Genomic DNA, 12,915 nt, shown 5'->3' on the forward strand with positions numbered 1-12,915 from the left:
GGTGCGTCGCATAGCGACTCCCAACAAGGGTGGCGGTGAGAGACGGGCGGGCGGGGATCTCCGGGGCCCGACGCTGGCAGCGGTGCTGACGCCACCCCCGGGAAAGCAGAGTGCGGACCGCGCTGTCCGACCCCACCAGGATAGGTGTCCACTCCGTCGGCGCCGCTCGCGCCCCGATCGGGTTTCCCCTTCATGGGCAGCCCGTCGCGGTCTCGTGCTGCGGGCCTCCGCGCTGCCATACTTACGTAGCCGTAGGTTACGGATGCGTAGCCAGAGCTATCCGTCGTACTCCTCATCCCCAGGGGACTCCCCATGAACACCAGCCCCGCTGCGATCGACGACGCCCAGCCACCGGCGGCCGCCGGTCAGGCCCCTCCCTCCGCCACGCTCGGCGGGGACAACAAACGGTCGATCGAACAGATCGCCCTTCTGCTGTTCATCGTGGTGCCGTTCGTGGCGCTGGTCGCGGCGGTGCCGCTGTCCTGGGGCCGAGGCGTGAGCTGGCTCGATCTGGGTCTGCTCGTGGCGATGTACTACATCGGCTGCCACGGCATCACGATCGGCTTCCACCGCTACTTCACCCATGGCTCCTTCAAGGCGAAGCGCCCGCTCCGCATCGCCCTGGCCGTCGCGGGTTCGCTGGCCGTGGAGGGCCCGCTGGTGCGCTGGGTGGCCGACCACCGCAAGCACCACCGCTTCTCCGACGCGGAGGGCGACCCGCACTCGCCGTGGCGTTTCGGCGAGACCCTCCCCGCCCTGATGAAGGGCCTGTGGTGGGCCCACATCGGCTGGATGTTCGACGAGGAGCAGACCTCGCAGCAGAAGTACGCCCCCGACCTGGTCAAGGACCCGGCGATCCGCGGGATCTCCCGTCACTTCCTCACCTTCACGATCGCGTCGCTGGCGCTCCCGCCACTGGTCGGCGGTCTGGTGACGATGTCGTGGTGGGGCGCGGCGACCGCCTTCTTCTGGGGCTCTCTCGTACGGGTGGCCCTGCTGCACCACGTCACCTGGTCGATCAACTCCATCTGCCACGCGGTCGGCAAGCGCCCCTTCAAGTCCCGTGACCGGTCCGGCAACGTGTGGTGGCTCGCGGTCCTGTCCTGCGGCGAGTCCTGGCACAACCTGCACCACGCGGACCCGACGAGCGCGCGGCACGGCGTACTGAGGGGCCAGATCGATTCGAGCGCCCGGCTGATCCGCTGGTTCGAGAAACTGCGCTGGGCGTACGACGTGCGCTGGCCGGACTCCGCCCGGATCGACTCCCGCCGTATCGACTCCCGGCGCGACCCCGCGCGCGCCGACGCGGCATGATTGACGACGTGGCGACCGACTCCAGCACCAGCAGCGAGAACAACCGTCCCTCCTCCGCCCGGCGCACCCGCCGGGTGAGGATGACCGGCAAGGAACGCCGCGAGCAGCTGCTGGACATCGGCCGCACCCTCTTCGCCGACAAGGGCTTCGAGGGCACCTCGGTCGAGGAGATCGCGGCCCGGGCCGGCGTCTCCAAGCCGGTCGTCTACGAGCACTTCGGCGGCAAGGAGGGCCTGTACGCCGTCGTGGTCGACCGCGAGATGCGCCAGCTCCTCGACATGGTCACCGGCGCCCTGACCGCGGGCCACCCCCGCGAACTCCTGGAACAGGCCGCCTTCGCCCTGCTCGACTACATCGAGACGTACACGGACGGCTTCCGCATCCTGGTCCGCGACTCCCCCGTCGCCCAGTCGACGGGCACCTTCGCCTCGCTCATCAGCGACATCGCCACTCAGGTGGAGGACATCCTGGGCCTGGAGTTCAAGGCCCGCGGCTTCGACCCGAAGCTGGCCCCGCTGTATGCCCAGGCACTGGTCGGCATGGTCGCCCTGACCGGCCAGTGGTGGGTCAACGCCCGCAAGCCGAAGAAGGCGGAGGTCGCGGCGCATCTGGTGAACCTGGCCTGGCACGGCCTGGAGAACCTGGAGTCGAAGCCGCGGCTGATCGGGCACCGCAAGAGCTGAGCGGGCGACTGAGGGGTCGGCGCCCAAGGACTGGCCCGACTGGTCGGCCGGATCGGTTCGTACGGGGCAACCGGGGCGGGCGAACTCTCGGAAGCAGATCTCCGCGTCCACGTCCTCGGCCTGCCGCAACAGTGCCTGGCAGACGTCGGCGTCCAGCACATCGCCACTCTGCTCACCGACACCGGCCGGGCCGCGGTGATCCTCCCCGGCAACGTGCTCTACGAGGGTGGGCGTGGCACGGAGATCCGCCGCCAGTTGCTGCTCCGCTACGACCTGCATACCGTCCTGTGCCTGCCCCCAGGAATCTTCTACGCGGGCGGGGTGAAGGCCAACGTCCTCTTCCTGGCTGGTCGAGACGGCCTGCACCGACCAGCACCCGGTGGTGCGGGTCTACGAGCTGGACCCGGTGTCCAAGACCTATGCCCTGACCGGGATCCACCACGACCGGCACAAGACGGGTGCCCCGTTCCCGGTCGACATCGACATCACACCGGGCGCCCTGAACGAGCTGTAGAACTCACCCAGCCACCGGCTCCAGGAACTCCAGCCGGTTGCCCACCGGGTCATGGCTGAAGAAGCGCCGGTGCCCCGGCAGTTCGCCGTCCCAGTGCACCTCTGCGCCGCGCTCCTCCAGTCGTGCCGCGTAGGCCTCGATGCCCGTGACGCGCAGGCCCGGGTGGGCCTTCTTCGCCGGGCGGAAGCCGGGCTCGATGCCCAGGTGGAGCTGGACCGGGCCGGCCTGGAACCAGCAGCCGCCGCGGGCCGCGAGTGCGGGGGGCTTGGCGAGTTCCGTCATGCCGAGGGTGTCCACGTAGTACGTGCGCAGCGCGTCCTCCGAGCCTGCCGGAGCGGCCAGTTGGACGTGGTCGACGGCAGTGATCATCACTTCTCCTTGCGGGCCACGGCGAAGACGCGGCGGAACGGGAAGACCGTGCCGTGCGGGCCCCTGGGGTAGGCGGTGCGCAGCCGGTCGCGGTATTCGGTGAGGAATGCTTCGCGGGCCTCGGGGTCGTCGGCCAGGGCGGCCAGGACGGGGCGCAGGCCGGTGCCCTTCACCCAGTCGAGTACCGGGTCCTCACCGTGCAGCAGATGCAGATACGTGGTCTCCCAGACGTCCGCCGTGACGCCGGGGGCCGTCAGCGCATCGAGGTAGGCGGCAGGGCTGAGCACCGCGTCGGCGTGGCGCAGCTCGCCGGCCAGACGGTCGCGCCAGCGCGGGGACTCGGCGAGTTCCCGCATCAGGACATGGCTGGGCCGGCCGAAGTTGCCGGGGACCTGGAAGGCGAACGTACCGCCGGGGGTGATCGCGTCCAGCCAGAGCGGGAAGCGGGCGGTGTGGTCCGGGACCCACTGGAGCAGGGCGTTGGAGACGATCAGGTCGTACGGCTCCGCGGGGGTCCAGGTCGTGGCGTCGGCCTCGGCGAAGTCCAGGAGGGGGCCGGCGTGTGCGCGGGCCTGCTCCAGCATCTGCGGGGAGTTGTCGTAGCCGGTGATCCGGGCCTTCGGCCAGCGGTCGGCGAGGAGGGCGGTGACGTTGCCCGCTCCGCAGCCGAGGTCGGCGATACGGGGTGCGGGGGCGGCCGGAGGCTCTGCGATGCGGGCCAGGAGGTCGCGGAAGGGGCGGGTGCGGTGGTCCGCGTGGCGCAGGTACTGCTGCGGATCCCAGGTGGGTGCGGTCATGGGACCAGGATCACGCCAGAAGTATCTTGATGTCAAGACACTTGAATTCAAGAGACTTCATGTCGACAGACCCTCTACACTGATCCACATGGAGGACGAGGTCGACCGACTGGTCGCTGCATGGCGCCGAGAGCGCCCCGACCTCGACGTGGAACCACTCGAGGTGCTCAGCCGCGTCTCCCGCCTGGCCCGCCATCTGGACCGGGCGCGCCGGATCGCCTTCTCCGAGCACAATCTGGAGCCGTGGGAGTTCGACGTACTGACGTCCCTGCGCCGCGCAGGCGCTCCCTACCAGCTCTCCCCCGGCCAGCTGCTCACCCAGACCCTGGTCACCTCGGGCACGATGACCAACCGCATCGACCGGCTGACCAAGAAGAACCTCGTCGAGCGGCTCCCCGACCCCAGCGACCGCCGCGGCGTGCTGGTCCGGCTCACCGCCGAGGGGCGCGACAGGGCCGACCAGTCGCTGGCCGGCCTGCTCGCTCAGGAACGCGCCATTCTGGGCGAGCTCTCCGGCCACCAGCGTGGCGAACTGGCCTCGCTGCTACGCCAGTTGACCGCCCCGTTCGACAACATCCCCGGCTAGCTCGGCCGGTCCGACACCCGCCCGTCGGGCCAGTGCGACCGCGGCCAGCGTCGAGTGCACGCCCAGCTTCCCCAGCACGTTCTGCATATGCGTACGCACCGTGTGCGGGGAGAGGTAGAGCCGCTCCGCCACCGCCTTGCGGCCCAGACCCGCCACCATGCAGCGCAGCACCTCGCGCTCGCGCGGGGTCAGCGACTCGACCAGTTCCTCGCTCTCGGTGCGGTGCTTGCGCGCCGCCGTCAGCTCCCGCAGCACGCCCGTGAGCAGGGCCGGGGGCAGATGCGTCTCGTCCCGCAGCACCCCCCGGATGACCGTGAGCAGCCGTTGCAGCGAGCAGTCCTTGGCGACCCAGCCCGAGGCCCCGGCCTGCAGCGCCAGCGCGGCCCGGAGCGGGTCGTCCTTCTCGGCGAGCACCACCGTGTGCACCGAAGGCTGGCCCGAACGGACCCCGGCGACCAGCGAGATGCCGTCCACCGGGCCGTCCTCCCCGCTGCGGGGGACCGGGACGGGTGCCCGGCGGCCTCCCGCCGCGGCCAGGATGCCCAGTTCGGCATCGATCAGCATCACGTCATAGCCGCGTCCCTCGGCGGCCGCCCGTTCCAGACATCGCAGCGCGGCGGGGCCACTGCCCGCCGCCGCCACTTCGACGTCCGGCTCGGCCGCGAGCGCCGCTGCGAGCGACTCGGCGAAAATACGGTGGTCATCCACCACGAGAACCCGGATACGAACCACAGGCACCCCCATGCCGCCTCTGTTGCTGGGCCACCCCCGGCCCGACGAAGGGACGGAACGGCGCGGGTACGGCCGCCCGGATCGGGAAAATGAACCGCAGTCCCACGGCCGCCGCCGTGTTTCGACTGCAACCCACCCCGGGCGCCGTACCCGACTGTCTCGTACCCCTGAATCAGCACCGGCCCCCACCGGTGCTGTGCATCAGGGTACGGCCGGGGCGTCGGTGCGGAAGGCAATTCGCAGAACTGACCGGCTCTGCTCCGTAGGCTCTGGTACATGTTCCGTCTTGAGACAGAAGTGGACAAAGGGCGGCGCACCCTGCTCGGCCGACGACTGCGCGACGACAACACAGCCGGCTCCCCGCAGCTCCGCGCGCTGCGCTCCGACCCCGCCGGGCAGGAACTCCCCCTGGAAGTATGGGTGCTGGACGAGCAGGGCGCCGTCGCCGGTGGTCTGACCGGCCGCACCTGGGCGCACTGGCTCCATGTGGACCTTCTCTGGGTCGACGCCCGCCATCGCGGCTGCGGCCTCGGCTCACGGCTGCTCGCCGAGGCGGAACGGGTGGCCGGGGCCGACCGGGCCTGCACCCGCTCCCGGCTGGAGACCTGGGGTTTCCAGGCCCCGGACTTCTACCGGAAGCGGGGCTACGAGGTGAGCGGGCAGGTCGAGAACTACCCGCCCGGAGTCACCGAGTTCATCCTGACGAAGCACATCGGCTGAGGCACCGGGCAGAAAACCTCAGCCGATGCACCGGGCAGAGAACCTCAGCCGATGCGTCGGGCACCCGCCGAAGGAACGGCGGGGAAGATCCGCGGCGCCGCGTACCCCGCCGAAGCGAACGCCTCCAGCACGGACTTGGCGACCGTGTCCGCCTGCGCCTCGTCCACCAGCACGATCGCCGAGCCGCCGAAGCCGCCGCCGGTCATCCGCGCACCGAGCGCCCCGGCCTCGCCCGCCGCCGACACCACCAGGTCCAGCTCCGGGCAGGAGACCCGCAGATCGTCGCGGAGCGAGGCATGCCCCGCGTCGAGGACCGGGCCCGCGGCCCGCACATCGCCCGCGTCGAGCAGCGCGATGACCTGCTCCACCCGCTCGTTGTCGCTGACCACATGGCGTACGTAACGCACCACGGACTCGTCCGCACCGGCCTCGGCCAGGGTGTCCAGGGCCGCGCCGAGACCCTCGTACGGCAGCTCGCGCAGCGTCCGCAGGCCGAGCGCGGCGGCCCCCGCCTCGCAGCCGGCCCGCCGCTCGGCGTACGCGCCGTCGCCGAGCGCGTGCTTGACCTGGGTGTCGACGACCAGCAGTCGCAGCCCGTGGGCGGCCAGGTCGAAGGGAACCTGGCGCTGGGTGAGGTCGCGGGTGTCGAGGTACAAGGCGTGGCCCTCGGTGCAGCAGGCGGAGGCCATCTGGTCCATGACCCCGCACGGCACGCCGACGAACGCGTTCTCGGCGCGCTGGCCGATGACCGCCAGCTCCGACGCGGAGAGCCCCAGTTCGAAGAGGTCGTTCAGAGCCAGCGCGGTGACGACTTCGAGGGCCGCGGACGAGGAGAGCCCGGCGCCGGTGGGAACGGTGGAGGTCAGCTGGATGTCCGCCCCGGTGACCGGGTGACCGGCCTCGCGCAGCGCCCAGACGACTCCGGCCGGGTACGCCGCCCAGCCGTGTCCCTGGTGCGGGGCCAGCTCGTCGACGCGGAGCCGGACGACACCGCCCGGTACGTCGGTCGAGTGGAGCCGCAGCTCGCCGTCGGTGCGGCGGGCGACGGCGGCCCGCGCGGTGTGCGGCAGCGCGAGCGGCATCACGAAACCGTCGTTGAAGTCGGTGTACTCGCCGATCAGGTTGACCCGGCCGGGCGCCGCCCAGACTCCTTCGGGGGCACTCCCGTACAGCTCGGTGAAGCTGGCGGTCAGCTCACTGTTCTCGGTCATGGGGTGGTGGGCTCCTCTCGGCGGGCGAACGTCCAGGCGTCGGAGACGATTCCGGTCAGGTCGGCGCGCGACGGCGTCCAGCCGAGCCGCTCCCTGGCGGTGGTGGCGGAGGCGACCAGCACGGCGGGGTCACCGGCGCGGCGCGGGGCCGCGGTCTCGGGGACCGGGTGGCCGGTTACCTCGCGTACGGTCTCGATGACCTCGCGCACCGAGAAGCCGTTGCCGTTGCCGAGGTTGCAGATCAGGTGCTCGCCCTCGGTGGCCGCGTCCAGGGCCAGCAGGTGGGCCTCGGCGAGGTCGGCGACATGGATGTAGTCGCGGACGCAGGTGCCGTCGGGGGTCGGGTAGTCGTCGCCGTACACGGAGATCGACTCGCGCTGCCCGAGGGCGACCTGGAGGACCAGCGGGATGAGGTGCGACTCGGGGCTGTGCCGCTCCCCGCAACTGCCGTACGCCCCGGCCACGTTGAAGTAGCGCAGCGAGACCGCGGCCAGTCCGTGCGCGGCCGCCTCACCGGTGATCATGTGGTCGACGGCGAGCTTGGTGGCGCCGTAGGGGTTGGTGGGTGCGGTCGCGTCGGACTCGGTGATGGGGGTGGTGACCGGTTCGCCGTAGGTCGCGGCGGTGGAGGAGAAGACCAGGGTCCGTACCCCGGCGTCCCGCATCGCGGCGAGCAGCGCCATGGAGCCGCCGACGTTGTTCACCCAGTACTTCTCCGGGTCCGTGACGGACTCGCCGACCTGTGAGTACGCGGCGAAGTGCAGCACCCCGTCGTAGGAGGGGTCCAGCCACTTCGCCGCGTCCTGGATGCGGCCCTCGATGAACTCGGCCCCGGCCGGGACGCCCTCCCGGAACCCGGTGGAGAGGTCGTCGAGGACGGTGACCGTGTGACCGGCCTCCAGCAGATGCTGGGCGACCACGCTGCCCACATAACCCGCGCCACCCGTGACCAGGTACTTCTTCTGGGACTTGCTCACTCGCTCGCTACCTCTCGCAGTCGCTGGGCCGCGGCCTCCGGCGGCACATCGTTGATGAACACATTCATGCCGGATTCGGAACCCGCGAGGAACTTCAGCTTGCCGGAGGTGCGTCGGATGGTGAAAAGCTCCAGATGGAGCCCGAAGTCCTCCCGCCCGGGGACTTCGAACGGGGCCTGGTGCCAGGCCGAGATGTACGGGGTCGGCGGCTCGCCGGGGCCGAAGATCCGGTCGAATCGCCTCAAGAGTTCCAGATAGATCTGTGGGAACTCTGTGCGCGCGGCCTCGTCGAGTTCCCGCAGGTCGGGAACGCGGCGGCGGGGGTGGAGGTGGACCTCGTACGGCCAGTGCGCCGCGTACGGCACGAAGGCGACCCAGTGCTCGCCGCTGATGACGATCCGCGAGCCGTCCTTCTCCTCGCGGGCCACGACGTCGTCGAAGAGGTTGCGGCCGGTCTCGGCGCGGTGGGCCTCCATCGAGCGGAGCATCAGCTCGGTGCGCGGGGTGACGAAGGGGTAGCCGTAGATCTGTCCGTGCGGGTGGCCGAGTGTGACGCCGATCTCGGCGCCCCGGTTCTCGAAACAGAACACCTGCTTGACCTGCGGCAGTTCGGCGAGTTCGGCGGTGCGGTCGGTCCATGCCTCCAGGACCAGGGCGGCCTGGTCCTCGGTGAGGTCGGCGAACGACGCGTCGTGGTCGGAGGTGAAGCAGACGACCTCGCAGCGGCCGGAGTCACCGGCGAGCGAGGGGAAGCGGTTCTCGAAGACGGCGACGTCGTAGTCCGCCTCGGGGACCTCGCTCAGCCGGCCGTCCCGCGAGGGGCAGAGCGGGCACTCGTCGGCCGGCGGGTGGTAGATGCGGCCCTGGCGGTGCGAGGCGATGGCGACGCTGTCGCCGAGGAACGGGTCACGACGGATCTCGGACGAGGTCGACACGGCATCGAGGGGCCGCCGGTCGACGGCATCGCGCACGACATCGTCACGGCTGTCGTAGTAGAGCAGCTCCCGGCCGTCGGCGAGCGTCGTAACCGTCTTCTTCACCAGGTTCCTCCAAACATAACCAAACACAATGAACCACAAGCCAACAGACGCGTCAATGAGCCGGTCCCGAACGATGCCCTCCTGCACCGCTTTCCAGCTCAGTGCCGCACGCCAGAACAGCTTCACCGCGAGTCGGCCTCAGCAGCGAGGCATCCCCTTCCTGTCCGACCGGGGCCATGTCTTCCGCGCCATGGAGGACGAGGATCCCGGCCCCACCGAACACCGGCCGGGATCCGCAGCAGGTGAACAATTCGCACCATCGATGGCCCTGACAGTCGCACTCATATGCGACAGTTAGTGCAATATCGATCAACTGGAATCGTGCTGCGGTCAGTCATCGACGGGCGCCCCACCGTCGACGTTGTGCAGCTCCGCTATGCGTTTCGTCTCGAACCTGGGCCCGGTCAACGCCTCGCGTTGCAACGGGCGTTCGGCTGTGCGCGAGTGGTGTTCAACGACTGCCTGCGGGCCCGGAAACAGGCCCACGAGCAGGGCCTGCCGTATCCGACCTCGGGAGAGTTGTCGAAGCGGTTCATCACCGAGGCGAAGAAGACTCCCGAGCGGTCGTGGCTCGGGGAGGTCTCATCGGTGGTGCTCCAGCAGTCGCTGCGGGACCTCGATACGGCGTACCGCAACTTTTTCGCAAGCGTCAAGGGAACCCGTCGGGGTCCGAAGGTCGGCGAACCGCGGTTCAAGTCGAAGCGAGACAGCCGCCAGTCCGTGCGGTTCACCGCGAATGCCTGGTGGTCGATCACGCCGGACGGGAAGCTGAACCTGCCGAAGATCGGCCCGGTACGGGTCCGCTGGTCCCGCACCCTGCCCTCGGTCCCCTCCACTGTGACGATGATCAAGGACGCGGCCGGCCGCTACTGGGCCAGCTTCGTCGTGGAAACCGACCCGGCAGCGGAGGCCCTGCCTCCGCTCGACCGGGACCAGGGCATCGACCTGGGGCCCACTCACTTCGCCAGGGAGAAAAGCGCCCCCGCTCGCGGCGGCGAGGATGCCAATCGTTCTGATCGGAGGAACACCATGTCCGACCTGCGCAAGGAAGTCTCCGAACTGGAGCAGAAGTCCGCGACCGCGGCCCGTCTCTTCGACATCCGACGGATCATCGGCGGCCTTTTCGTGATCTACGGCGTGATCGTCACCATCGCCGGGATCAACCCGTCCGACGCGGACCTGAAGAAGGCCCAGGGCGTCCACATCAACCTGTGGACCGGCCTGGCCATGCTGGTCCTCGGGCTGTTCTTCCTGGTCCGGCTCAAGCTGCGCCCGGCGCAGGCGCCGGCTGACGGCCCGGACCCGGCCGACGGCTGACATACCGCGTTCAGCAGGGGCCCGGCGGCATCACCCGATGCCGCCGGGCCCCTGCTTGTCGAGCGGCACCGCCCGGTCCAGCAGCCCCGTGCGGGCCGCGAGCGCCGCGGCCTCCAGCCGGGAGCCGACGCCCAGCTTCATCAGCACCCGCTGCACATGCGTACGCGCGGTGCTCGACGCGATCCGCATTCCGGCCGCGATCAGCCGGGTGTCCTCGCCCTCGGCGACCCGCACCAGGACCTCGACCTCGCGCGGGGTGAGCATCTGCAGCAGCCGCTGTCCCTCGTCGTCCGGCGCCGCGGCCGGATTGAGCAGCTCGGCGAAGGCGCCCTGGAGCAGTTGCGGCGCCACCGCGGCCTCCCCGGCACGCGCCTTGACCATCGCCCGTTCGACGCCCTCCATGCGCTCGTCGTGCCGGACATATCCCGCGGCGCCCGCCGCGAACGCCGCCGCGATCCCGCGCGGGCTGGGTACGGGGCCGAGCACCACCACGGCCACCTGAGGGCGCTCGCGCCGGATCCGAACGATCGGGTCGAAGGCGCCGGGTTCGGCCGGTGCCGCGGTGCCGAACAGGCAGACGTCGGGAGCCCTGCTGACCACGAGCTCCGCCGCTCCCGTGGTCGGCGCGGCCGCCGCGAGCACCCGGTGGCCCCGCAGTTTCAACGCCGAGGCGAGCGCCTCGGCGAGCAGTCGGTGATCATCGACCACCATGAGCCGCACGCCCATCGAGCACACCCCCATAGCACCGGCGCCAGGCCCCCCGGCCCGCCCTGACCCGGCAAGCTACACGCTTGTTCGACGTTCCGGACCCCTTACCCGGCAGAAGACCCCAGGAGTGTCGGATTATGTGCCGTTGGGCTGTTCTACGGGCGGAAAACGATCGGCCCTGCCGGTCGAATGATCGACCGGCAGGGCCCGGGTGACAGGTACTGCGTACGGATCAGCTGGTGACGAAGGAGACGGCGAGGTATTCCCTGCCGTCCAGCGAGCTTCCCGTCGTTTTGCTGACCAACGTCTGGGAGATGTACAGCCGGCCGGCGGAGTAGAGCATTTCGGAGTAGTCCCCGGAGAAGCTGCTCTCCGCGTCACGGACGGACTCCTCGCTCGGGTTCTCCATCAGCACGGTCTGCTTGAAGGTGGCGCCGTCGATGGAGACGATCTGGCCGCCCTTGTCGTACGGGGGCGTCTTGTACGCGATGATGTTGCCGCCGTCCATGCGGATGGGGAACATCGTGTAGCGGTCGCCCGCATCGGCCCGGTCACTGGTCGGCTTGCCCGTGGTGAGGTCGAAGGAGACGATCTCGTTGGTGTCGCCGTACTCGCCGGTGCCCTCGTGGTCCTCGGTCGGCACATAGATGCGGTTGTTGCCGACGGCCAGCTTCTGGCAGCTCTCGACCTCGGTGGAGGCGCAGCGCGCGGCGTACTTCTCGCCGTCCGCCGCGATCCGGGTGAGCAGCTTGCCGGTGGAGGCGTCGATCGAGAAGAAGTCGGAGATGCCGCTGCCGTCACCGGCGGTGTCGCCGACGTCGGCCGCGACGACCAGCGGCTTGGTGGAGACGATGCTCGCGTAGTCGACACCGGGCGGCATCTTGTACGAGGAGAGCGGGGCGCCGGTGGTCGGGTTCAGCGCCTGGATGACGAGCTGCGGGTCGTCGTACGTACCGCACTGGCGAACGACGGCGAGCGCCTCGCCACCGGCGTAGCCCGAGTCGTAGCAGCCATCGGTGGAGACCTTGGGCTTCCAGCGCTCGGCGCCGGTGTTCAGGTCGAACGCCGCGCCGCCCTCGGTGCCGGCCGCGGCGACCGTGGCGCCGCTGAGCGTGATCTCGGAGTACCTGAGCGGCGCGTCACCGTTGCTGGCGGTGGTCACCGACTTGCTCCACATCAGCTTGCCGGTGTTCAGGTCGATCGCACCGACCTGGTTGCACGGCTGGTACTTATTTGCCTTGGTCGGCTTGGCCGCCTCGAAGGCGATGGCCGTCTTGTAGTCCTTGGACATGTGCCGGGAGGCGGCGCAGAGCTGGCCTGCCAGCGGGATGGACCACAGCTTGGTGCCCTTGACCGCGTCGTAGCCGACGATCTCGTTCAAGCCGGTCTTCACATACGCCTTGTCGGTCATCCAGGAACCGTCGACCTTGGTGACGTCGGTGACCTTCGGCTCCGGCAGCTGGAAGGCGACCTTGGACTTGGGGTCCGCCGGTGCCTTCTCCTTGCCGCCGCCACCGACAGCGCCGCCCTGACCGCCCTTGCCCTCGGTGGTGCCGCCGCTGGACTGGGACGCCTTGTCCTGCTTGCCGTCCCCGCCGCTGGAGGCGAACCATATGCCCCCGGCGACGATCAGTACGACGGCGACCGATGCGGCGACGATGATCTGCATCTGGGTGGTGAACTTCTTGCCCCCGTTCCCGTTCTGCTGCGGCGGGTACGGCTGCTGCATCGGGGCGGTCGGGTAGCCGTACCCCTGCTGCGGCGGCTGGCCGGGCGGCAGGCCCTGCGGGACGCCGTAACCCTGCTGCGGCTGGCCGGGCACGGGCGCCTGCGGGTAGCCGTAACCGGGCTGGGGGGGCTGACCCTGCGGGTAGCCGTAGCCCGGCTGCGGGGGCTGGCCCTGCGGATAGCCGTAACCCGGCTGCGGGGGCTGGCCCTGCGGATAGC

Annotated in this window: 13 protein-coding genes and 3 pseudogenes; 8 read left to right on the forward strand and 8 right to left on the reverse strand. The window is 70.1% G+C overall.

The genetic code is table 11. The annotated features are described in order from the left end of the window. Positions 1-312 precede the first annotated feature (312 nt). From ACGFU7_RS28300 to ACGFU7_RS28315, 4 genes and pseudogenes are all read left to right on the forward strand, one after another. Positions 313-1,314, forward strand: coding sequence for an acyl-CoA desaturase (locus ACGFU7_RS28300; protein WP_393699344.1), 1,002 nt, complete (start codon positions 313-315; stop codon positions 1,312-1,314). Further along, positions 1,311-1,997, forward strand: a complete 687-nt coding sequence (locus ACGFU7_RS28305; RefSeq protein ID WP_393699345.1) for a TetR family transcriptional regulator — start codon at positions 1,311-1,313, stop codon at positions 1,995-1,997. Before ACGFU7_RS28300 ends, ACGFU7_RS28305 begins: the two co-directional genes overlap by 4 nt. A 150-nt stretch (positions 1,998-2,147) precedes the next feature. After that, positions 2,148-2,351, forward strand: a pseudogene (locus tag ACGFU7_RS28310) (N-6 DNA methylase); the annotation flags it as partial. Continuing rightward, positions 2,341-2,511 (forward strand): annotated as a pseudogene (locus ACGFU7_RS28315) (Uma2 family endonuclease); the annotation flags it as partial. The pseudogenes ACGFU7_RS28310 and ACGFU7_RS28315, both read left to right, overlap by 11 nt. Positions 2,512-2,514: 3 nt before the next feature. Here the strand turns inward: ACGFU7_RS28315 and ACGFU7_RS28320 are convergent. Both ACGFU7_RS28320 and ACGFU7_RS28325 read right to left on the reverse strand, forming a co-directional pair. Next, on the reverse strand, positions 2,515-2,880 hold the full coding sequence (locus ACGFU7_RS28320) for a VOC family protein (protein WP_393699347.1): 366 nt from the start codon (positions 2,878-2,880) through the stop codon (positions 2,515-2,517). Next, entirely contained in the window at positions 2,880-3,677 is a 798-nt protein-coding gene (locus ACGFU7_RS28325; protein WP_393699349.1) for a trans-aconitate 2-methyltransferase, read from the reverse strand. Before ACGFU7_RS28325 ends, ACGFU7_RS28320 begins: the two co-directional genes overlap by 1 nt. Positions 3,678-3,765: 88 nt before the next feature. Here ACGFU7_RS28325 and ACGFU7_RS28330 point away from each other — a divergent pair, with 88 nt between their 5' ends. Further along, complete coding sequence (locus ACGFU7_RS28330; protein ID WP_393699350.1) at positions 3,766-4,263, forward strand: MarR family winged helix-turn-helix transcriptional regulator; 498 nt, start codon at positions 3,766-3,768, stop codon at positions 4,261-4,263. Here the strand turns inward: ACGFU7_RS28330 and ACGFU7_RS28335 are convergent. Then, on the reverse strand, positions 4,222-4,995 hold the full coding sequence (locus tag ACGFU7_RS28335; protein WP_393699381.1) for a LuxR C-terminal-related transcriptional regulator: 774 nt from the start codon (positions 4,993-4,995) through the stop codon (positions 4,222-4,224). The genes ACGFU7_RS28330 and ACGFU7_RS28335 overlap by 42 nt on opposite strands. Positions 4,996-5,271: 276 nt before the next feature. Between ACGFU7_RS28335 and ACGFU7_RS28340 the strand changes: the two genes are divergently transcribed. Beyond that, positions 5,272-5,715, forward strand: coding sequence for a GNAT family N-acetyltransferase (locus tag ACGFU7_RS28340; RefSeq protein ID WP_393699351.1), 444 nt, complete (start codon positions 5,272-5,274; stop codon positions 5,713-5,715). Between the two features lie 44 nt (positions 5,716-5,759). On the opposite strand, the gene galK is transcribed toward ACGFU7_RS28340, so the two are convergent. Genes galK through galT form a run of 3 tightly spaced genes read right to left on the reverse strand, consistent with a single transcriptional unit; the run spans position 5,760 to position 8,943 of the window. After that, on the reverse strand, positions 5,760-6,926 hold the full coding sequence (gene galK, locus ACGFU7_RS28345; protein ID WP_393699353.1) for a galactokinase: 1,167 nt from the start codon (positions 6,924-6,926) through the stop codon (positions 5,760-5,762). Next, on the reverse strand, positions 6,923-7,903 hold the full coding sequence (galE, locus tag ACGFU7_RS28350) for a UDP-glucose 4-epimerase GalE (RefSeq protein WP_393699354.1): 981 nt from the start codon (positions 7,901-7,903) through the stop codon (positions 6,923-6,925). The genes galK and galE overlap by 4 nt, the downstream gene beginning before the upstream one ends. Further along, entirely contained in the window at positions 7,900-8,943 is a 1,044-nt protein-coding gene (gene galT / locus ACGFU7_RS28355) for a galactose-1-phosphate uridylyltransferase (protein ID WP_393699355.1), read from the reverse strand. The genes galE and galT overlap by 4 nt, the downstream gene beginning before the upstream one ends. A 285-nt stretch (positions 8,944-9,228) precedes the next feature. Between galT and ACGFU7_RS28360 the strand changes: the two are divergent. After that, positions 9,229-9,849, forward strand: a pseudogene (locus ACGFU7_RS28360) (RNA-guided endonuclease InsQ/TnpB family protein); the annotation flags it as partial. A 123-nt stretch (positions 9,850-9,972) separates the two neighbouring features. After that, positions 9,973-10,260, forward strand: a complete 288-nt coding sequence (locus ACGFU7_RS28365; RefSeq protein WP_393699383.1) for a hypothetical protein — start codon at positions 9,973-9,975, stop codon at positions 10,258-10,260. 30 nt (positions 10,261-10,290) lie between these two features. Here ACGFU7_RS28365 and ACGFU7_RS28370 read toward each other — a convergent pair whose 3' ends face one another. Both ACGFU7_RS28370 and ACGFU7_RS28375 read right to left on the reverse strand, forming a co-directional pair. Continuing rightward, a complete protein-coding gene (locus ACGFU7_RS28370; protein WP_393699357.1) occupies positions 10,291-10,986 on the reverse strand; it encodes a LuxR C-terminal-related transcriptional regulator in 696 nt (231 codons plus the stop codon). A gap of 214 nt (positions 10,987-11,200) precedes the next feature. Next, positions 11,201-12,915, reverse strand: a 1,715-nt coding sequence (locus ACGFU7_RS28375) for a PQQ-binding-like beta-propeller repeat protein (protein ID WP_393699359.1), incomplete at its 5' end; no start/stop codon positions are given.

The organism is Streptomyces sp. NPDC048473 (assembly GCF_043200155.1).
In the GTDB taxonomy this organism is placed as follows: Bacteria; Actinomycetota; Actinomycetes; order Streptomycetales; family Streptomycetaceae; genus Streptomyces.

Excerpts from the sequence above, each read along its gene's own strand:
- ACGFU7_RS28300 (WP_393699344.1), top strand. The coding sequence starts at position 313 with ATGAACACCAGCCCCGCTGCGATCGACGACGCCCAGCCACCGGCGGCC.
- ACGFU7_RS28305 (WP_393699345.1), top strand. The coding sequence starts at position 1,311 with ATGATTGACGACGTGGCGACCGACTCCAGCACCAGCAGCGAGAACAAC.
- ACGFU7_RS28320 (WP_393699347.1), bottom strand. The coding sequence starts at position 2,880 with ATGATCACTGCCGTCGACCACGTCCAACTGGCCGCTCCGGCAGGCTCG.
- ACGFU7_RS28325 (WP_393699349.1), bottom strand. The coding sequence starts at position 3,677 with ATGACCGCACCCACCTGGGATCCGCAGCAGTACCTGCGCCACGCGGAC.
- ACGFU7_RS28330 (WP_393699350.1), top strand. The coding sequence starts at position 3,766 with ATGGAGGACGAGGTCGACCGACTGGTCGCTGCATGGCGCCGAGAGCGC.
- ACGFU7_RS28340 (WP_393699351.1), top strand. The coding sequence starts at position 5,272 with ATGTTCCGTCTTGAGACAGAAGTGGACAAAGGGCGGCGCACCCTGCTC.
- galK (WP_393699353.1), bottom strand. The coding sequence starts at position 6,926 with ATGACCGAGAACAGTGAGCTGACCGCCAGCTTCACCGAGCTGTACGGG.
- ACGFU7_RS28365 (WP_393699383.1), top strand. The coding sequence starts at position 9,973 with ATGTCCGACCTGCGCAAGGAAGTCTCCGAACTGGAGCAGAAGTCCGCG.
- ACGFU7_RS28370 (WP_393699357.1), bottom strand. The coding sequence starts at position 10,986 with ATGGGCGTGCGGCTCATGGTGGTCGATGATCACCGACTGCTCGCCGAG.